The organism is Bradyrhizobium sp. P3_C3 (genome assembly GCF_056402655.1).
In genome coordinates, this window is the sequence record NZ_JBFUGY010000007.1 from 40,198 (window position 1) to 59,146 (window position 18,949).

At 63.0% G+C, this 18,949-nt stretch carries 22 protein-coding genes; 11 read left to right on the forward strand and 11 right to left on the reverse strand.

Features of this window, described 5'->3' with window-relative positions; genetic code table 11:
- Positions 1-254 precede the first annotated feature (254 nt).
- The 4 genes from AC1DW2_RS10205 to AC1DW2_RS10220 form a co-directional block, all read right to left on the reverse strand.
- Positions 255-1,256, reverse strand: coding sequence for an ABC transporter substrate-binding protein (locus AC1DW2_RS10205; protein ID WP_477005952.1), 1,002 nt, complete (start codon positions 1,254-1,256; stop codon positions 255-257).
- Positions 1,257-1,653: 397 nt separating this feature from the next.
- The gene (locus AC1DW2_RS10210; RefSeq protein ID WP_477005953.1) at positions 1,654-2,748 is read right to left on the reverse strand and encodes a transglycosylase SLT domain-containing protein; all 1,095 of its coding nucleotides are present in this window, start codon (positions 2,746-2,748) and stop codon (positions 1,654-1,656) included.
- Between the two features lie 607 nt (positions 2,749-3,355).
- Complete coding sequence (locus AC1DW2_RS10215) at positions 3,356-5,098, reverse strand: tetratricopeptide repeat protein (RefSeq protein WP_477005954.1); 1,743 nt, start codon at positions 5,096-5,098, stop codon at positions 3,356-3,358.
- Between the two features lie 450 nt (positions 5,099-5,548).
- Complete coding sequence (locus AC1DW2_RS10220) at positions 5,549-6,046, reverse strand: peptide deformylase (RefSeq protein ID WP_477005955.1); 498 nt, start codon at positions 6,044-6,046, stop codon at positions 5,549-5,551.
- A 78-nt stretch (positions 6,047-6,124) separates the two neighbouring features.
- On the opposite strand from AC1DW2_RS10220, the gene AC1DW2_RS10225 reads away from it, so the two are divergent.
- Together AC1DW2_RS10225 and AC1DW2_RS10230 are read left to right on the forward strand one after the other, a co-directional pair.
- Entirely contained in the window at positions 6,125-6,709 is a 585-nt protein-coding gene (locus tag AC1DW2_RS10225) for a TetR/AcrR family transcriptional regulator (protein WP_247312206.1), read from the forward strand.
- Positions 6,710-6,814: 105 nt separating this feature from the next.
- Positions 6,815-7,393 carry a DUF308 domain-containing protein gene (locus tag AC1DW2_RS10230; RefSeq protein ID WP_477006024.1) on the forward strand — a complete coding sequence of 193 codons (579 nt, stop codon included), beginning with the start codon at positions 6,815-6,817 and terminating at the stop codon, positions 7,391-7,393.
- Between the two features lie 17 nt (positions 7,394-7,410).
- Here AC1DW2_RS10230 and AC1DW2_RS10235 read toward each other — a convergent pair whose 3' ends face one another.
- The gene (locus AC1DW2_RS10235) at positions 7,411-7,872 is read right to left on the reverse strand and encodes a cupin domain-containing protein (RefSeq protein ID WP_085402799.1); all 462 of its coding nucleotides are present in this window, start codon (positions 7,870-7,872) and stop codon (positions 7,411-7,413) included.
- 323 nt (positions 7,873-8,195) lie between these two features.
- Between AC1DW2_RS10235 and AC1DW2_RS10240 the strand changes: the two genes are divergently transcribed.
- A complete protein-coding gene (locus AC1DW2_RS10240) occupies positions 8,196-9,416 on the forward strand; it encodes an MFS transporter (RefSeq protein WP_477005956.1) in 1,221 nt (406 codons plus the stop codon).
- Positions 9,417-9,422: 6 nt separating this feature from the next.
- Here the strand turns inward: AC1DW2_RS10240 and AC1DW2_RS10245 are convergent, their stop codons facing one another.
- Genes AC1DW2_RS10245 through AC1DW2_RS10255 form a run of 3 tightly spaced genes read right to left on the reverse strand, consistent with a single transcriptional unit; the run spans position 9,423 to position 11,200 of the window.
- Positions 9,423-10,301: a bifunctional helix-turn-helix transcriptional regulator/GNAT family N-acetyltransferase gene (locus AC1DW2_RS10245; protein ID WP_439034740.1), complete on the reverse strand. Its 879-nt coding sequence runs from the start codon at positions 10,299-10,301 to the stop codon at positions 9,423-9,425.
- A gap of 52 nt (positions 10,302-10,353) precedes the next feature.
- A complete protein-coding gene (locus tag AC1DW2_RS10250; protein ID WP_477005957.1) occupies positions 10,354-10,767 on the reverse strand; it encodes a cupin domain-containing protein in 414 nt (137 codons plus the stop codon).
- Positions 10,768-10,798: 31 nt separating this feature from the next.
- A complete protein-coding gene (locus AC1DW2_RS10255; protein WP_477005958.1) occupies positions 10,799-11,200 on the reverse strand; it encodes an Ohr family peroxiredoxin in 402 nt (133 codons plus the stop codon).
- A 148-nt stretch (positions 11,201-11,348) separates the two neighbouring features.
- Here AC1DW2_RS10255 and AC1DW2_RS10260 point away from each other — a divergent pair, with 148 nt between their 5' ends.
- Positions 11,349-11,819 (forward strand): MarR family winged helix-turn-helix transcriptional regulator, encoded by a 471-nt coding sequence (locus AC1DW2_RS10260; RefSeq protein WP_477005959.1) that lies wholly within the window; start codon positions 11,349-11,351, stop codon positions 11,817-11,819.
- Positions 11,820-11,897: 78 nt separating this feature from the next.
- Here AC1DW2_RS10260 and AC1DW2_RS10265 read toward each other — a convergent pair whose 3' ends face one another.
- A complete protein-coding gene (locus AC1DW2_RS10265) occupies positions 11,898-12,053 on the reverse strand; it encodes a hypothetical protein (RefSeq protein WP_094184234.1) in 156 nt (51 codons plus the stop codon).
- A gap of 100 nt (positions 12,054-12,153) precedes the next feature.
- Entirely contained in the window at positions 12,154-12,507 is a 354-nt protein-coding gene (locus AC1DW2_RS10270; RefSeq protein WP_477005960.1) for an MmcQ/YjbR family DNA-binding protein, read from the reverse strand.
- Positions 12,508-12,577: 70 nt separating this feature from the next.
- On the opposite strand from AC1DW2_RS10270, the gene AC1DW2_RS10275 reads away from it, so the two are divergent.
- The 3 genes from AC1DW2_RS10275 to AC1DW2_RS10285 all read left to right on the forward strand — a co-directional run bounded on the left by AC1DW2_RS10275 (position 12,578) and on the right by AC1DW2_RS10285 (position 14,548).
- On the forward strand, positions 12,578-13,129 hold the full coding sequence (locus AC1DW2_RS10275; RefSeq protein ID WP_477005961.1) for a carboxymuconolactone decarboxylase family protein: 552 nt from the start codon (positions 12,578-12,580) through the stop codon (positions 13,127-13,129).
- Between the two features lie 128 nt (positions 13,130-13,257).
- Positions 13,258-13,884, forward strand: a complete 627-nt coding sequence (locus tag AC1DW2_RS10280; protein ID WP_477005962.1) for a PadR family transcriptional regulator — start codon at positions 13,258-13,260, stop codon at positions 13,882-13,884.
- Between the two features lie 19 nt (positions 13,885-13,903).
- On the forward strand, positions 13,904-14,548 hold the full coding sequence (locus tag AC1DW2_RS10285; RefSeq protein WP_477005963.1) for an O-methyltransferase: 645 nt from the start codon (positions 13,904-13,906) through the stop codon (positions 14,546-14,548).
- Here AC1DW2_RS10285 and AC1DW2_RS10290 read toward each other — a convergent pair.
- Complete coding sequence (locus AC1DW2_RS10290; protein ID WP_014495867.1) at positions 14,535-14,762, reverse strand: tautomerase family protein; 228 nt, start codon at positions 14,760-14,762, stop codon at positions 14,535-14,537. The genes AC1DW2_RS10285 and AC1DW2_RS10290 overlap by 14 nt on opposite strands.
- Before the next feature lie 117 nt (positions 14,763-14,879).
- Here AC1DW2_RS10290 and AC1DW2_RS10295 point away from each other — a divergent pair, with 117 nt between their 5' ends.
- The 4 genes from AC1DW2_RS10295 to AC1DW2_RS10310 all read left to right on the forward strand — a co-directional run bounded on the left by AC1DW2_RS10295 (position 14,880) and on the right by AC1DW2_RS10310 (position 18,915).
- A complete protein-coding gene (locus tag AC1DW2_RS10295) occupies positions 14,880-15,773 on the forward strand; it encodes a LysR family transcriptional regulator (protein ID WP_477005964.1) in 894 nt (297 codons plus the stop codon).
- A 252-nt stretch (positions 15,774-16,025) separates the two neighbouring features.
- Entirely contained in the window at positions 16,026-17,690 is a 1,665-nt protein-coding gene (locus tag AC1DW2_RS10300) for an acetolactate synthase large subunit (RefSeq protein ID WP_477005965.1), read from the forward strand.
- Positions 17,691-17,870: 180 nt separating this feature from the next.
- Positions 17,871-18,218 (forward strand): Lin0512 family protein, encoded by a 348-nt coding sequence (locus AC1DW2_RS10305; RefSeq protein ID WP_063983745.1) that lies wholly within the window; start codon positions 17,871-17,873, stop codon positions 18,216-18,218.
- 4 nt (positions 18,219-18,222) lie between these two features.
- Positions 18,223-18,915: a GNAT family N-acetyltransferase gene (locus tag AC1DW2_RS10310; RefSeq protein ID WP_476075836.1), complete on the forward strand. Its 693-nt coding sequence runs from the start codon at positions 18,223-18,225 to the stop codon at positions 18,913-18,915.
- Positions 18,916-18,949: the final 34 nt, after the last annotated feature.

Below are 18,949 nucleotides of genomic sequence, written 5' to 3' on the forward strand. Positions count from 1 at the left end.
AAAGGTCGGTCACTTGTGCCAAACGAATGGATATGTCGCAGTCGTGCTTTTAGCTCTGCGCCACAGCGTGTTCAACGTGCGATTGTTTGATTTAGATCAAGACACCGATTGTGACGGGTCTATGCCGCTTGCTAGGCGTCGCTCCACGATGTCCGCTGCGGGTCAAAAGCGACGGTTTGGCGATGTCCGCGCTACTTCCGCTTTACCCCCGAAAACCATGTCTCAAAGGGGCCAATCGCAGACATTCTGCCTGCTCACTCGAACACTTCGTCGGCGGTCAGGAGAGAGTCTCGACCAGCCGCCAAACCAAGCGCCTTGGCCGCTTTAAGGTTTACAACCAGCTCGAACTTGGTTGGCTGCTGTATCGGCAACTCGGCCGGCGTTGCGCCTTTGAGTATTCTGTCCAGATAGATAGCGGTCGCGCGTGACAGGTCAGGCAGGTTGACCCCGTAAGAGACAAGGCCACCGAGCTCCACGCCCTCTCTGGCGGCGTAGATCGTCGGGAGGCGGTTCTTCTCGGCAAAGGGTACAATCCGAGAGTACTGGCTGTACAGCATCGGACTAGGAAACACGACGAGACCATCCGCTCGCGCTTTGGCCAACTCCGCAAACGCTCTTTCGAGATCGGCGGGGCTATCTGCCGGCACAAGTTGAAGGCTTGCTCCGAGAGATCGGGCGGCGCTCTCAATCTCGTTCAGCATCCCCTTCATTGTGCGCTCACCGTATGCACGAGGGTGCCACAAAACGACAACGTGAGAGAGACCGGGAACGATCTCCTTAAGCAGTTGAAGCCGTTTGGACACCAACTCCGGGCCGAGAAATGCCGTCCCGGTGACATTGCCGCCCGGCCGCGCCAGGCTGGAAGCGAGTTCGTCGTCGACGGGATCTGCCATGCCTATGCCGACAATCGGAATGGTGGAAGTCGCTTTCTTGGCTGCGCGGACGGCCGGGGTAGCCAAAGCAACAATTGCGTCAACGCGGTGCGTCACGAATTCCTGCGCGTACTCGTTGAGCTTGTCCTCATCGCCGTCTGCGAATTTACGGTAAAACGCGACATTCTTTCCTTCAGTATAGCCGAGCACACGCAATGCCGGCACAAACGCATCGAGAGTCTTTAGACTTGCGTCGGACTTGTCACCGCGGCCGAGTGAAAGCACACCGATCTGATGAAGCTTGGTCGATTGCTGAGCATGACCTGCGAACGGCCACGTTGCAGCCATACCCCCAACAACCGTGATGAACTTGCGCCGTTTCATGCGGCCCTCAGCCAAGCCGAACTATCGTACAGACAAAAGGTGGCGCCTTGGAAGTGTAATCAGGCCGGTGAAAGTCTGCTTTGGGTCAAAATGCGAAGAACTCAGAGTGAGCAAATCCAGTCCGCTTCACCCCACTAAGCGGACCTCAACGAGGAGTGTCGTCACTTCGCTGATGGGTCATCAGCCGACGTGATTGCCTGCGAATAATCCAGGAGTCCGGGCCGCGGAGCGGCACTGGTCGAGGTATTGGGTCAATCCGGCCGCGGGAGCCGAACAACCACCCAGTCTCTAAGCGGAACGCAAACTTACCTGGCGCCGGAAACTAGATTGCCGACACAGCTTCTCGACGAAACGAGTGTCGACCCAGAGGTGTGCGTGTGGGCAGTCGCAAGCTGTTCTATCTCGAGCGTTCGGCCGCCGCAGTTAGCACAGGATAGCGGGCATAGAGCGTGTCGACGCGGTCCCGCCACATCGCCACGAACGCACCCGAGGTGAGATCATCGACCGACTTCCATTCGCGTTTGACCGCAGGCAGCGTATTGCCCCAGATAGCGCGCTTGCACCATCGCTCGCCCTTCGCCGAGCCCTCCCGGGTTGCGCACATCGACTTCCAGGCAATCCGCTGCGGACGGCCGATGTGTTGGGCGGCTCCTTCCCAACCCTGCTGGTGGATCAGGTAGAGGTCGGAAAGGGTCGGCTTTTTCTGCGTCATGATTTCGAATAGCGCAGCCTCGCTGAGAAACTTGTAGGCGGCACCTACAGCGTTGTCGCGAGGATTGAGGATGTCGCCCGATCCGTATTTGCTGAACTCATACTTGCTCAGCTGGAACAGGCCGACATAGGAGCCGGTGCGTTGCCTGGGATTGAAATCGGATTCGATTTTGGCGACCGCCTTCATGAAGTTGACATCGACACCGAACGCTTCGGCTGCACGTTCGATCTCCTGGACGGGCGTTCCGAGCGGAACGTCGCTCAACGCCGACAAGGCGATCTTTGCGGGTTTTTCCGGCGGCGGAATTTCCGAGTAGACGTAGTATTTGAGATACGACGGTTTGCCTTCGCCCGGATTGGGCGAAGCAACGGGCGGACGGTCCTGCTGTAGCGTTGCCGAGTTCTCGGGCGACGCTGCCTCAAGGCTGGCGACCTGCAACATTGGCTCTTGCGAAGTGGTTACATCGGACGGCGGCACCGAGTCCGGCGCCGCGGCGCTGAATCCCGCCGCAACGATCGCATTAGCCGATAATCCTGTATCGAATTTCGTCTCGATGGCCGGGGCCGGAAACGCGGCGCCAGCATTTGTCAGAACCGTCGTCACATTCAGCGGGATGCCGCTGAATGCATCGGCCACTCTTGCATTCGGCGTTGCGATGCTTGGGCGCGGTACCGCGATCTGACCAATCGCGACAAGCGAAGTCGCTGTCAGCGCGCCGGCAATACAGCTTGTTTGCCAAATCTTCAATGTCGCCAGCCGCGCGGCCGCGGTCCCCCCCATTCACGTCCCCGACTTGGCACGCAGATTAAGGAGGTGAGGGGATGACAATGGGGCGCACCTGTGGCGCAGGTGCGGCTGGTCTCGGTCGCGTCGCCAAGATTGCCTAAATTGAAAGTTGCGGTCGTGATGCGCCTCCCGCCGAGGAACAGGACGGGCGCCATATCGCGCAACCATCGCTAAACAAGGCATCTTCGTGCGTTAGCGCATCGAGACCGGCGCCCGCGCGCACGCCGCTCCCAAGCATCTCGAGGCCGCGACGTCGCAAGACCCGAGGACGGTCCGCTGGGATGGACAATCGCGATCCGCTTTATGACCGCTAGCGTCGGTCTCAGCGGAGCTGGTCTAGCCAAGCTCAGGTCTGCCGTGACCGTTGTCTCCGCTCGGGCCGGAGCGTTGCAGCTCACCACAGCGCCTGCCGCATTCTTGCGCAACAGTAAACTAGTGCGCCAATGTCTCAGTTGGGTCAATCGCGTCGCTTGGCCCGTAGCTCGACGACTTCCGGTCTACTCCCCGCTCCGGACATGTCGCAAACTGAAGCGATGGGCCATAACCGGACTCATGCGTCGCAGCAGAGTGCCGCTATTCAATCGCCTCATGGGATGGAGAGCTAATCGGGCAACCCCGCTTTCCGAAGACCCTCAATAAACAGCTTTGCGTTTGATAGTCCGGCCCGGGCGATAAGCGCCGATATTGTAAAGGCGGGATCGATCTCAAGCACACGCGCCGCCGCGTCGTGCGCCTCAGCGTCACGTCCGAGATGGGCGAAGGCGGACGCGAGCCATTGGTAAGTTGCCAAATAAAGGTTCTGACGAAGGGCCTTCTTCAATACGACGATGGCTTCGTCAAAGCGGCGAAGCTCGATAAGGGCCTGCCCAATGCCAGTAAGCGTCATGTATAGTAGCGGGTCTACTGGGCTCATGCGAACGGCACGTTCAAAGCTCCAGATCGCTTCCTCCGGCAGCCCCGCAATTCTATAGACATGGCCTCTGCAGCTCCATGTGAGCCATGAATTTGGGTTGAGCCCGACCGCCCGGTCAGCCATTTCGATCTCGGCTTCACGATCGCCGACCATGAACGCCGAGATTACGGCAGCCCTTGCTAACGTGTCCGGATCGCCATCGTCGATGCTCAATGCCAAACGAGCAAGCCGAACCGCTTGCTTGCGGTCGAACTGAGGATCGTTGGCATAGCCCAAAAGGACGTTGAGCATGTGGCAGACACCTGCCAGAGCCGCGACAGCGCCGAACCGAGGGTCGAGCTCCAAGGCGCGGTGGAACAGTCGGATTGCCTCGGCCAACCCTTCGCGGGTCCTTAGGTAGAACTGCGGCATGGCACGGAGATAAAAATCATACGCAGTGAGGTTCTCTGGCCGCCGCCGCGTCGCCAATTCAATTTCTGTTTGAAGCATCTTTGGCTCAATGGCCGAGACAACGGCGAGCGTTACTTCGTCCTGAAGAGCAAAAACGTCGGTCAGGTCACGCTCAAACCTGTCCACCCAGATGTGCGCGCCTGTAACCGCATCGATCAACTGCCCTGTGATGCGAACTTTCCCCGACGCCTTCCGCACAGACCCCTCGAGGACATAGCGCACGCCGAGCCTTCGCCCGACTTCCTTGATATCGACCGCTCGACCCTTGAAGGTGAAGCTCGAATTGCGCGCGATCACGAACAGCGACTTGAAGCGCGACAGCGCGGTGATGATCTCCTCGACCATTCCGTCCGCAAAGTATTCCTGTTCGGGATCGCCGCTCATGTTCTCGAACGGCAGTACGGCGATGGAAGGCTTGTCCGGGTGTGGCGGGGCCGCACTCAGCCCCTCTGTCAGCGCCCCTGGCGCTCCGGCGCGGACAGCGTAGGCGCGGACCGGCTTGGAGATGTTCTTGAGCTGCTGCTCGCCACGATCCTCGAAGCCAGCGTCTAGCTTGCCCTCGACTTCGTTGTAGACCTTGTCGGAAATCAGGATACCGCCCGGATCGGCGATCCCCTCCAGCCGAACAGCAATGTTGATCCCGTCGCCGTAGAGGTCGTCGTCCTGTCCAACGATCACGTCACCAAGGTTGAGCCCTATGCGTAGCTTGAATGGACCGCTACCCTCGGCGAGATGATCCTGTATCTCAACCGCGCATCTCATGGCGGCCAGGGGACTGGCGAACTCGGCGAGTGCGCCATCACCCGTTGTCTTGATTAGACGGCCTTCGTGGCGGGAGAGGCTCGGCTCGATCAGTTCTCGCTTGAGCCGCTCGAACTCGGCATAGGTAGCTTCCTCAGCGCGTTGCATCAACGCAGAGTAACCGACCACGTCGGCAGCCAAAATCGCCGCTAATCGCCTTTGAACCCGCTGCTCCGTCACAGCGCTCTCCGAACGGCCAGCCAAAAATTCGTCGCTGGGGCCAGGAGGAGCCTAGCACTTTGTTGCGGACCTGTGAGCGGTAATCGCGGGAGGGCCCTGTTGCCCCGAGGCGGCATTTGCTGTTGCACGGCGGCAGTAAGCGTGCGGCAACTCGGAAGGTCCGAGTTGGGGCACGACCGGTAAGGCTTGGATCGAGCACGTGAGTTCTGCTTCGCATCCGAAAGCGGACATCTCGCCTCAATGAGTACACGCCCTCTGGAAGTACAACGCCAATCGGCTTGAATTTCGTGCAAACCTGGAGCTGCAGTGGCGGGAGTTCTCTCTGAAATCTCGCTCTGTATGCCGAGACCCAGTGCCGACCTCTACCGAAATCCATGAACATCTCAGAGCTGCAACACGCATCGACACAACCAGGTCTGTCGGCGAGCCTGCACTGGTTGTGCGACGCGCTCAATCCCGCGACATCTTCTCGAACTTCTTCACCAGCCGTTCCCGCTTCAGCCGCGACAGCCGCTGGATCCAGAACATGCCGTCGAGCTGGTCGATCTCGTGCTGGTGACAAACGGCGCGTAAGCCATCCGACTCCTCGCTGTGCATGTTGCCGTCGAGATCCCAGTAGCTGATCCGCACCCCCGCGTGGCGCTGGACCTCGTCGTTGACGCCGGGCATCGAGACGCTGCCTTCCTTGTGCAGGATCATCTCGGGCGAAGCCCACTCGATCTCCGGATTGACGTAGGTTTGCGGGCCCACCTTGGCGCCGAGCTCGAGCACGACGACGCGCAAGGGCACGCCGATATGCGGCGCCGTGATGCCGATGCCGGGCGCGGCGCGCATGGTGTCGAGCAGGTCGGCTGCAAGCTCGCGCAACGCGCCGTCGAATGAGGTGACGGGATGGGCCGGCGTCGCGAGCCGGCGATCGGGATAGCGGAGGAGGGGACGAATGGTCATGCAGGCTCCCTACCACTCACGGATGGTTGAAGCATCCCGTTCTTGACTGCCTACCAACTGGAAGGTAGTTCATCCGCCATGACCAACGTTTCCTCGACGGCCGACGACATCCTGGCCTGCGCGCGCACCCTGATCATCGCGGGCGGCTATAACGGCTTCAGCTATGCCGACGTGGCCGAAATCGTCGGTATCCGCAAGCCGAGCATCCACCACCATTTCGCCAGCAAGGTCGATCTGGTCCGAACCCTCGTGTCGCGCTATCGCGCGGAAGCCGAGGCGGGACTGTCCGCGCTCGAACGCAATGTCGCGGACCCCCGCGACCAGCTCAAAAGCTATGTCGGGTATTGGGAGGCGTGCATCAATGATGCGACGGCGCCCTTCTGTGTGTGTGCGTTGCTTGCTTGCGAGCTTCCGATCCTGCCGGAGGAGGTGGCGCTGGAAGTCCGCGCGCATTTCCGTTCGCTGGCGTCGTGGCTGACCTCGGTGATGGAGCGCGGCAAGCGGAAGGGGCAGCTGCATCTCTCCAGCGCAGCGAAGATCGAGGCTGAAGGCTTCATGGCGACCGTTCACGGCGCGATGCTGTCGGCGCGTGCCTATGGCGATCCAAAGATGTTCGGTGTGATCACCGGGCCGCTGCTGGATCGGTTATCCGCCAGGCACTGAAGCATATCGACGAGACGACAACGACACGCCCGCAGGTGAGCTTGCGGGCGAGGGTGACTTGTTGTGCGGGAAAACTACCAACTAGTAGGTAAAGGAGAGAGTGCAGTGACGCATCATCAATTGGATCTCGTTCGGGCCGACCGCGAGCAATGGCTGAAGGTCTACTACTTCATCCGGGCGGCGTTCTCCGTCGCGTGGGTCGTTGCTGCCTTTGCCGTCGGGTCGTCATCTACGGCGATCGCAGGAGCCTTGCTCGTGCTCTATCCGGCATGGGATGCGGCGGCGAACTTGGTCGACGCGTTGCGCAGTGGCGGGCTCACTCAAAATCGCACGCAGGCGCTGAACGTTCTGGTCAGCCTGGTGACCACTGTCGCGGTCCTCGTCGCCTTGCAGATGAGCATGAACGGGGTGCTCGGCGTCTTCGGGGCCTGGGCGATCCTGTCCGGATTGCTCCAGCTGGGGACCGCGATTCGCCGCTGGAGAAGTTTTGGCGCGCAGTGGGCCATGGTGCTCAGCGGCGGTCAGTCGGCTCTGGCCGGCGGCTTCTTCATCTTTCAGGCCACGACGCCGATGTCTCCGACGATCGCGAATGTCGCGGGCTACGCTGCAGTCGGCGCGATCTACTTCCTGGTCTCGGCGGTATGGCTGACCGTGACCGAGTGGCGGCGTGGCGCAGCCATGTGAGGCGTCGCTGTTGCCGTTCATTCGTGCGGATAGGGCGTGCCGTCCTTGTGCAGGAACCGGCCGCTGGAAGCCGGGCTCATCATGTCAACGTCGGAGCAGGTGATGAGGTCATCGGGCGAACGCGAGCCGACTTCGAGGTAGACGGCCGTCGCATCGGACCGGTTGATCATGTGATGGCCGTTGCCGCTTCCCTTCGGGAAAGCGGCGCAGTCGCCGGCGCTCAGCACGGTTTCGCCCTCGTCCTCGACAAGCGTCAGCTCGCCTTCGAGCACATAGACGAACTCGTCCTCATGCGAATGCCAGTGCCGCTGGCTCGACCAGCTGCCCGGCGGCAGACGCATCAGGTTGACGCCGAAATCCTTAAGCTTTCCGGCATTGCCCAGCCGTTGGCGGATGCGCTCGGCGCAGGGCGCGTCGAGCGGCGCGGGATAACCGGAGCCTTTCCGGCCCGGCACGGTGGCGATATCAATCTTCGGCATGCAAGCATTCCCTCCGAAGTCGGAGCGTTGACCGCGCACCGGATCGGTGGCGTGCGCCAGATCGGCGGCGTCCGGAGTGTGATGAGATCGCGTTGGCGGGATGATGACATTGTGCCGGTGTTTTGCCCGACGTGTCAAACGCGCCCCTCACGTTGCGGGTCGTTGGTAAGTCCTTGATCCGGCAGCGGCCGGCTACTGTGCATGGGGTTGTTTTCGGGATTTCTGTTTGGCGGCGCCAAAAAAATCTGGTGTCCTCGATGCTGTTGTCGGCAGGCGCAGTTCCCATTCGTCTTCCACCCAGACAGACCTGACGGGAGACCCAAATGAACGCTTCCTCCTATCGCTGGGTGATCGTCGCCGCCGGCGGCTTGCTCGGCTGCGTCGCGATCGGCGGCATGTTTTCGCTGCCGGTGTTCCTCCAGCCGATCGCCAAGGACACCGGCTGGTCGGTGACCGGCATTTCCAGCGCGATGACAATCGGCTTCCTGGCGATGGCCTTCACCAGCATGGCCTGGGGCACGGCAACCGACCGGTTCGGGCCGCTGCCGGTGGTGCTGACGGGATCGATAGTGCTGTCGCTCAGCCTGTTCGCGGCAAGCCATGCGACCTCGCTGCTGGCGTTCCAGGTCATGTTCGGCCTTCTGGTCGGTGCCTCCTGCGCGGCGATCTTCGCGCCGATGATGGCGACCGTCACCGGCTGGTTCGACACCCATCGCAGCCTGGCGGTGTCGCTGGTGTCGGCCGGAATGGGCATGGCGCCGATGACGATGGCGCCGCTCGCTGCCTGGCTCGTCTCCGGCCACGACTGGCGCACCTCGATGCAGATCGTGGCGCTGGTGGTCGGCGCCATCATGATCCCGGTCTCGTTCCTGGTACGACGCCCGCCCGCGCTCGCGCATGCCGTGGCCGCGCCTGCGGGCGAGAGCGCGCCGCAGGGGGAGATGTCGCTGGGCGAGGCGTTGCGCTCGCCGCAATTCATGATCCTGCTCGCCACCAACTTCTTCTGCTGCGCCACCCATTCGGGCCCGATCATCCACACCGTCAGCTATGCCGTGAGCTGCGGCATCCCGCTGATCGCGGCGGTGACGATCTACAGCATCGAGGGTTTTGCCGGCATGGGCGGCCGTATCGCCTTCGGGCTGCTCGGCGATCGTTTCGGCGCCAAGCGCGTGCTGGTGACGGGGCTGCTGTTGCAGGCGTTCGGTGCGCTCGCCTATGTCTTCGCGCAGCAGCTCGCGACGTTCTACGCGGTCGGAGCCGTCTTCGGCTTCATCTATGCCGGCACGATGCCGCTCTATGCCGTGCTGGTGCGCGAAAACTTTCCGCTGCGCATGATGGGCACGGTGATCGGCGGCACAGCGATGGCCGGCAGCCTCGGCATGGCGACCGGCCCGCTCGCCGGCGGCCTGATCTACGACGCGTTCTCCAGCTACGCCTGGCTCTATATCGCCTCCTGGGCAATGGGCCTCGGCGCCTTCCTGATGGCGATGAATTTCAGGCCATTCGCGAAGCCGCAAGGCGAGGCCGCGGTGGCGGCGGCGTGACGAGGTCTATGACTGGATCTGCTTTTCGAAAAAGAGATCCGGGTAGGGATCATCGTTGAAGCGGGGGATCTCGCGCCAGCCCGTGGTGCGGTAGAGCTGGCCGGCTTCGGCGAGCGCGCTGTTGGTGTCGAGCCGCAGCAGCGTGACGCCGAGGTCGCGTGCGGCATTCTCGGCCGCGTCCATCAGGCGCCGGCCGAGCCGCAGTCCGCGCGCTGCAGGGGCAACCCAGAGACGCTTGATCTCGGCATAGCCGTGATCCGTTCCCTTCAGTCCGACGCAGCCGATCGGGAGCGTGTCGGACATCGCCACGATGAAGGTGCCGCGCGGCCGGCGCATGTCCTTGGCGTCAGGATCGCGCGACAGCGAGACGTCAAAACCCTGCTTGAAGCGGCGGCCGAGCTCGGAATAGTACTCGCGCAGGCAATAACGTGCTTCTTCGCTCCGCGGATCCATCTCCTCCAGCGCGACGCGCTCGCGCGTCAATGCGGAGGCGATCAGGTCCATCGCCGCCAGCAGTGCCTCGCGCTGCGAATGTTGCACCAGGAAGCCTTCGGCCTGCGTATTGGACAGCGCCTCGTAGGCTGCGAACTCGCGCCGTCCCGCACGCGTCAACGTCGCGACACGGCGGCGCGCATCGTCCTCATGCGTCGTGGTCTCGACCAGCCCTTCGTCCTCGAGGCTGCGGAGCAGCCGGCTCATCAATCCGGAATCGAGCCCGAGATAGTCGCGAATCTCCGCCACGTCCGAGCGCCCATGTCCGATCGCATTGAGCACGCGCGCCGCCCCGAGCGGCCGGCCGCGCCCGAGGAACGAGGTGTCGAGCGCACCGACGGCGGAGGTCACGGCGCGATTGAAGCGGCGGACGCGGGAGACGGGATCGAGCATGATACCTGACTTTAGTCAGATATTGTGTGCGGGTCAATCGAGACGACCGCTCTCACTTCACCAGCGTCAGCAGCGGCTTGTCCTTGGCGACGATATAGGTTGCAAGCTCGCTTGCGGTGTCCGGGCCGACGTTCTTCGCCGCATGAACCGCTCCCGCTGGAATGAACAGCACGTCGCCTGCCTTCAGCGTCACCGGGGGCTTACCCTCGACGTCGTATTCGATGGCGCCTGTCAGCACATAGATAATCTCCTCGCCTGGATGCGTGTGCCGGCCGAACGCAACTCCGGGCGCGAGGTCGACGCGGACCTGGACCGCCTCGCGGCCGGGCGCGCTGAGATCATGGCGCTGGAGGTCGGTGCGCGTGATGCCGGCCGACTGGGCTGCCGCCGGCAGGGTGAGAAGGTTCGTGGCGAGCACGGCAGCGCTCGCAAGCACGCGCAGGGTTCGTAATGGATAGGGGCTCATGGTCGGCTCCTGATGTTCGCTTGATGGCGGGTCAGACGAGGGTGGTGGTCACCTCGATGTTGCCGTGGACGGCCTTGGAGTAGGGGCAGATGCCGTGCGCCGCCTCGATCAACTCCTGGGCGACCGAGCGATCGACGCCGGGAACGCTGACGTCGAGACGGGCCCGCAGAAAGAAGGCGCCATTGGCGTTGCTCAGGTCGATCGTTGTGTCGACCGACGGCTCGCTCGGCAGCTTGACCTTGCGCTGGGCGGCGGCGAGGCCGAGCGCGCCGAGGTAGCAGGCCGACCAGGCGGCGGCGAACAGGTTTTCGGCGGCCGGGTGCGGCTGGGCCAGCTTGATATCGAGAGAGCCGTCGTTCGCGTGCGCGGCGCCGTCGGGGCCGGAGGTGACGCGGGTCTTGCCGGTGAAGAGAAGCTTTGCAGCGGTGGTCATGGCGGATCCTTGCGGGTTCGATTTAAATCGTATCCGATCGAATCGGATGCGATCTGAAATAAACCCGTCGCCCTGTCCGGTCAAGCTCTTCCGATTTAATCGGATACGATTTATATTGACGCGGAGATCACGAATTGCGGAGGTTCACGTGTCCCGTCCCGCCAAAGCCGCCGGCAAAGGTCGAAAACTGTCGAATTTCCTGTGCTTTGCCGTCTATTCGGCCAATCTGGCCTTCGGCCGCGCCTACAAGCCCCTGCTGGACAAGGTCGGGCTGACCTACACCCAGTACATCGCCATGGTGGCGCTGTTGGACGAGGATGAGCAGACCGTCAGCGCGCTCGGCGAAAAGCTGTTCCTGGAATCCAACACGCTGACGCCGATCCTGAAGAAGCTCGAGCAGATCGGTTACATCAAGCGCCACCGCGATCCCGCCGACGAGCGGCAGGTGCGGGTAAGCCTGACGCCGGGCGGCCGAAAACTGATCGAACAGGATCTCGGCGAGTCCGTGATCGAGGCGACCGGTCTCGGCGACGATTTTCCGGTGGTGCAGAAGACGGTGAGCCGGCTGCGCGACAATCTGCTGCGCGCGACCCAGGCGGCCGAAGAGAAGAAACGCTGAGCGGGCAGCGCCTTCCCGCCGGGAAAGTCGGAGGCGGCGTCCGCCTCCGATACAAGCACGAAGGAAAAGCGCGCGGCTCTAGTTGCAGACCGTGCGCGGAATCATCCAAGTCGCAAAAGTCTGCCAGAACCCGTCTTCGCGACGACGCTGGTAAGCGACGAAGTCGGCGTCATCATCATCATGCACGAGTTCATAGCGATAAGTGTTGGCTGCAGTGGTGTTGGGCTTGCTCATGGAGCACTCCATCTCGAATGGGCTTTGCTTCGAGCTAGGTGCGGTGCAGCAAAAGTCCAATGGGAGTACGTTGATCAGCGCATCACGTTGTGGAGAGTGCTCAGTCCAGCCCGAGCGCCTTGCGCGATTTGCGCGTGAGCTTTGCGACGATCAGGGCATGGGCCTGCGCCAGATAGGCGGTGAGTTCCGCATCGGGAAGTGCGTTGTTGCTGGTGAGCTGCACCCATTTGGCGCGCGCCAGATAAGGCGCCGGTCGTGCCACGCCATGCTCGATCAGCATCGCATAGGCCATGTCCGAGACCTTGAACATGTAGCCGCCGGAGCCCGCGGCAAAGCCGCCGCCGAGCGCGAACATCTTGCCGCCGACCTTGAACACGGAGGTGCCTTCCCACTGCACCACCTTGGTGGCCGCGGGCAGGCGCAGGCAGCGGGCTTCGAAAGTCTTGGGTGTCATGCGCTCGCAATTGAGACGAAAGCCCTGCCGTTATGGCAACATTACGTCTTCCAACCAGGGATGAATTGCCATGTCGCGCGTTTCGATCAAGACCAGGGACGATCTGCCGGAGACGCTGAGGCCGTTGTGGGACAAGATGACGACCTACGGCGCGTTCGAGAACCAGGCCGGTGTCATGGCCCACCGCCTGCCGATCTTCAAGCATATGTGGTCGCTGCTGGTCGATCTTGCTGAAGAAGGCAATGTCTCGAAGCGTCATCTGGAACTCGCACTGGTCACGGTCTCGCTGCTGAACAAATGCGACTATTGCGTCTCGCACCACGCACCAAAGCTGGCGGTGCAGGGTGTGTCTGAGGAGGGCGCCGCGCGCCTCGTCGATTACAAGGACCATCCCGAGCTCGATGAGCTCGACAAGCTCGTCGTCGAATATTCCATCGCCGTCACAAACAACTGGAACAAGACCCGCGACGAGATATTCGCTCGCCTGCGCGCGCATTTCTCGGAAGCAGAGATCGTCGAGCTGACCTGGCGCATCGCGCTCTGCGGTGCCTTCAACCGCTTCAACGACATCCTTCAGCTCGAGGTCGAGCAGGGCGTTCCCCACAGCGAAGCCGCGGAGTAATCGGCGCCCGGCGGTGCTGGTCCCCCGAGCCGGGACCGGCGCCAAGGTGCCCGATCACAGACTTGTGGGTTGTGGACTGTCTATCGCAAACTATATCGTAAGATATGTTTTACAAAAGGACGTACGATATGCACCACGGACGAGACCACAAAGACTTCCATTTTGGGCATTTCGCCCATTTCGTCATGGGCCGGCACGGCGGCGGACGGCGCTTCGGCCGCGGCGGGCATGGCTTCTTCGGGCGCGGCCCGGGGGGCGATTTCCCCGGCGCAAGGCGGCTGTCCTCGCAGGACCTCCAACTCGTGATCCTGGCGTTGCTCGCCGAAAAGCCGGCTCATGGATACGAGCTGATCAAGATTATCGAGGAGCGGTCCGACGGCTTCTACACGCCGAGCCCGGGCGTGATTTATCCGGCGCTGACCTATCTGGAAGAGGTCGGCCACAGCAGCGTCGAGCAGGATGGCGGTCGAAAGCTCTACAGCATCACGCCGCAGGGCGAGGCGCATCTCGCCGAGAACCGCGCGACTGCGGACGCGATCCTGCAAGCGCTGTCGCGGATCGGGCGCCGCATGGACGAGGTGCGCGAGGCCTTTGCCGGCGTCAGCGATCTCGATGCCGACGCCTCCGACGAATTGCACCATGCCCGCCACAACCTCAAGCGCGCGCTGCGTTCCAGGCTTGGCAGCGACCCCGCCGAGGCGCGCCGCATCGCGGCGATCCTGGATCGTGCCGCCGCGGAAATCCTCGGCAAATAACTGAGAGGCGAAGCAACACATGAATGATCGGCCCCACAGCCCGATTCAAGACCCACGCGTCAACGCCGTCCTCGCGCGCCTCCAAGGCGCGCGGCAGCGGCCGGCCGGCGGCCGGCCGCGCGGCTCCTTCAACAGCCGTGATCCCCACGCCTATGCCGAGCAGGGCTTTTCGATTCATTCCGAGCAGGGCGAACTGATCTATCTGCTGTRCCGTGGCTTGCGTGCTACGCGCGTGGCCGAGTTCGCCACCTCGGTCGGCATGTCCACGCTCTATTTCGCGGCCGCTATCCGCGACAATGGCGGCGGCACCGTGATCGGCTCGGAGATCGTGCCGGCCAAGGTCGAGACCGCCAAACGCAATCTCGCCGAGACCGGCCTTGCCGACTACGCCGAGATCCGCGAGGGCGATGCGCGAAAAACCTTGCGCGATCTCGGCGGTCCCGTCGACTTCGTTCTGATCGACGGCTGGCCGGGTGAGAGCGGTCCCTCGCTGGCGCGCGAGGTGATCGGGATCGTCGCGCCGCAGCTGCGCGTCGGCGGCTACGTCATGAACGACAATGCCGAGCCCGACTATCTCGATTTCATCCGCGATCCCGACAACGGCTTCGTATCGATGACGCTGCCGCTCAAGGGCGGCACCGAGCTCAGCCTCAAGGTGAGGTAGCGGCGTCGCTTGCGCGATAGGCGTCGGGAACCACGAACACCTCGTCGGCGCGGCCATAACCGCCATCAGGCACTTCCTCGATCAGCACCATGGTGTGCGTCCGCGCCGCTTCGCCGAAATAGTGCGCGAACAGCGCGGTGAGGTTGTGCACGATCTCCGCCTTCTGCGCCCGCGATAAGGCGGCCTGGGGGATCTTGATATTGGCGAAAGGCATGATGGGTCTCTCCGTGTGATGGGGTGTGGTTGCTCCTGTTCGAGAATGCCCGATCGCCGCGACCGGATAATCGCGAAAAACTTGTCATCACTTGTCGGCTGTGGTGAACAATCGGCTATGGACCGGTTTGACGCCATGCGCCTGTTCGTCCGCCTCGTCGAACGGCAGAGCTTTACGGCTGCGGCTGCCGACCTCGGCATTCCCCGCTCGACGGCGAGCGAGGTTTTGCGCGGGCTCGAGGCGCGGCTGGGCGCGCGCCTGCTCGAACGGACGACACGGCATGTCACGCCGACGCTCGACGGCGAGGACTATTACCGCCGCTGCGTCGCCATCCTCGCGGAGGTCGAGGAAGCCGAAACCACGATGCGCGATGCGCGACCGCGTGGCTTGCTGCGCATCGACGCACATCCTTTGCTGACCCGCACCTTCATCTTGCCGCACCTGCCGGAATTCCTGGCGCGCCATCCGCAGCTCGACTTGCAGATCGGGCAGGGCGACCGGCTGGTCGATCTCGTGCGCGAGGGCATCGATTGCGCGATCCGGTCGGGCGAGCCCGAGGACAGCGGGATGATTTTGCGTCGCCTCGGCACGGTCGAGGAAATCACGGTGGCGAGCCCGGGCTATCTCGCGAGCCATGGCGCGCCCGCGACGCCGGATGCGCTCGACGGGCATCAGATGGTCGCGTTCATCTCCTCGCGCACCGGCGATGTGCTGCCGCTGGAGTTTTCTATCGCCGGCGGGCTGCGCAATGTCGTGCTGCCAAGCAGGGTTCGCGTCAACAATTCCGACACCATGGCCGATCTCGCGCGGCTCGGCTTCGGCCTGACGCAGGCGCCCCGCTATCGCTTCGCGGCGGATCTCGCCAGCGGTGCGCTGGTCGAGGTGCTGGCCGGCTATCCGCCGTCGCCGACGCCGCTCTCCGCGCTCTATCCGCAAAACCGCCAGCTCGCGCTCCGCCTGCGCGTCTTCCTCGACTGGATATCAGGCATCTTTGCCGAGGCGAAGCTGTAGAGCTTCGTAGCCCGGCAGGCAAAAGACACCCGAACAGTCGGTCAATCCACTCTACCGGAATTCGGAAACGGCGTCGTTGCGAACGCAGCGGATCAATCCAGAGATATCCGCGGAAAGAGTCTGGATTTCTTCGCTGCGATCGTATTGACGATGTTGGAACAATCGCCCGCCTCTTTGTGAGTTGTGCCTGCGCCACGAGCCGCTACCATGTGACCGCTCCCGACCACGGGACGCACAGCGAGCGGAGGCGACATGAGCGGGCAGGAACGCAAGGCAAAAGGATCGGACCTGTTTGTCGCGGCGCTGGAGAACGAGGGCGTCGATCGCATCTTCGGTATCCCCGGAGAGGAAAATCTCGACCTGGTCGAATCACTGCGCACCTCCAAAATCGAGCTGGTCCTGACCCGTCACGAGCAGGCCGCGGCCTTCATGGCCGCCACGCATGGTCGGCTCACCGGCAAGCCGGGAGTGTGTCTCTCGACGCTCGGCCCGGGCGCGCTCAACCTGTCCACGGGCGCCGCCTATGCCCATCTCGGCGCGATGCCGATGATTTTGATCACCGGCCAGAAGCCGATCATGAGCAGCCGGCAGGCGCGCTTTCAGATCGTGGACGTAGTTGCGACCATGAAGCCGCTGACGAAGCTCTCTCGGCAGATCATCAGCGCCTCCAGCATTCCGACCGTGGTGCGCGATGCCTTTCGCGTGGCGATGGAGGAACGGCCGGGGCCGGTGCATCTCGAGCTGCCCGAGGACATCGCGGGCGACGAAGTGCCGGCCGTCCCCGTGATCCCGGTCCATCCGATTGAAATTCCGGTCGCCCATCGCGCCGCGCTCGACCGCGCGGCCGAAATGATCCTGGCCGCAAGACGTCCATTGGTGATGATGGGAGCTGCGACCAGCCGGCCGCGCTCGACCCACGGTATCGCCAGCTTCGTGCGGCGAACCGGCATTCCGTTTTTCACGACACAGATGGGGAAGGGCACGGTGCCCGGCGGCACCAATCTCTACATGGGCACGGCGGCGCTATCAGAGCGCGACTACGTCCATGACGCGATCGACGCAGCCGATCTGATCGTGGCGATCGGCCATGACCCGATCGAGAAGCCGCCCTTCATCATGGGGCCGTCGGGACCGAAGGTCATTCACGTCAGCTACACGCCGGCCAGCGTCGAGCTGGTCTATTTCCCCGATGCCGAGGTCGTCGGCGACGTCGGCCCGAGCCTGGAGCTGCTCGCCGACCGGCTCGAAGGCAAGCTGCCGCAGGCGGCGGCGCTGTTGCCGTTGCGCGAGGGGATCCTCACGCACATCGCCGACCGCGCCACCGAGGCCCGCTGGCCGCCGACACCGCAGCGCATCGTGCACGACATCCGCCAGGTGATCCCGGAGAATGGCATCGTCGCGCTCGACAACGGCATGTACAAGATCTGGTTCGCGCGCAACTACCGAACCCGCGTCGCCAACACGCTGCTGCTCGACAATGCGCTGGCGACGATGGGCGCCGGCCTGCCGTCGGCGATGATGGCCGCGATGCTTTATCCCGACCGCCGCGTGCTCGCGGTCGCCGGCGACGGCGGCTTCATGATGAACAGCCAGGAGATGGAGACCGCCGTCCGCCTCAAGCTCAACCTGGTCGTGCTGGTGCTCGAGGACAACGCCTACGGCATGATCCGCTGGAAGCAGGCCGTCGATCACTTCGCCGATTACGGCATGACCTTTGGCAATCCCGATTTTGTCCTTTACGCGAAGGCCTACGGCGCCAAGGGACATCGCATCGAGAGCATCGACAGATTCGGCCCGACGCTCGATGCGGCCTTCAAGGAGGGCGGCGTGCATCTGGTCGTGATCCCGATCGACTATTCGGAGAATGTGCGCGTGCTGGTAGATGAACTGCGGGCGCACGAGAAGTCGAAGGCGTGATGTGGTCGATGCTCTCGCCACATCGTCATTGCGAGCGMAGCGAAGCAATCCAGAATCTTTCCGCGGAGGSASTCTGGATTGCTTCGTCGCTTTGCTCCTCGCAATGACGGAGTATGCTGATCAGCCAAAATCCGATAACAACCTGCATCAACGTAGCTCAACCAACCACAGGAATAAGACATGACTCGCGTTCGCTGTATCACCGAGATGGGCATGGGCGTCGACGTTCACGGCAGGGACGCCACCAAGGCGGCGAAGCGTGCCGTATCGGATGCCATCAGGCATTCGAGCCTCGGATTCTTCCGGATGATCGGCAAGACCGCGAACGATATGTTCGTCGACGTCACGATTGCGGTGCCCAACCCTGAGGCGGTGGACAAGGACGCCGTTGCGAAGGAGCTGCCTTACGGCACGGTGACCGTGACTGCGGTCAAGGGCGGGCTGGAGATTCCCTCGGCCACGGAAGTGGCCAACGATCCCATCCTCATCGCCAACGCCGCCGTCATCGTCAGCTTCGACAAGGACTAGGCCGGTGTCCGACGGCGATGAGCGGCTACTGGATCGTCCGATCTGGAGTGCGCTGACGACGAGCCAGAAGCATCTGGCGGAGGGCGGCCCGCGCGCGCGGCGCTATCCCGTGGACATGACGCCGTTTGCCGACATGGTCGACATGTCCGAGGCAAGCTTCGCCGCGCTCGGTGATCTCCTGGCGGGCTCGCAGGTCGCCGCGCTGTTCACGCCGGAGCCGGTCGACGTTCCCGCCGGCTTCAAGGTCGTGCTCGCCGAGACCGGCGAGCAGATGATCGGCTCGCCGGCCGACAGCCCACTTCGCGATGCCGAAATCGTCAAATTGGGCGCGGCCGACGTCGCCGCCATGATGGCGCTGACGGAGCTAACCAAGCCCGGTCCGTTCGCGTTGCGCACCCATGAACTCGGCACGTTCCTCGGCATCCGCGTTGGTGGAGAATTGGTCGCGATGACGGGCGAGCGGATGAAGCCGGGAAATTTCGTCGAGATGACGGCCGTCTGCGTGCATCCGGACTATCGCGGGCGCGGCTACGCGCAGGCGCTGCTCGCGGCGGTCGCGCGCCGGATCGAGGCGCGCGGCGAAATTCCGTTCCTGCACGTCTTTTCGAACAACGCGTCGGCGATCGCACTGTATCAGCGGCAGGGCATGCGCATCCGCCGCCGCCTGTATGTGACGGTGCTGGCGAAGCAGGGATGAGCTGCGCTATCCGGACGGGCTTCATATCCGGCCA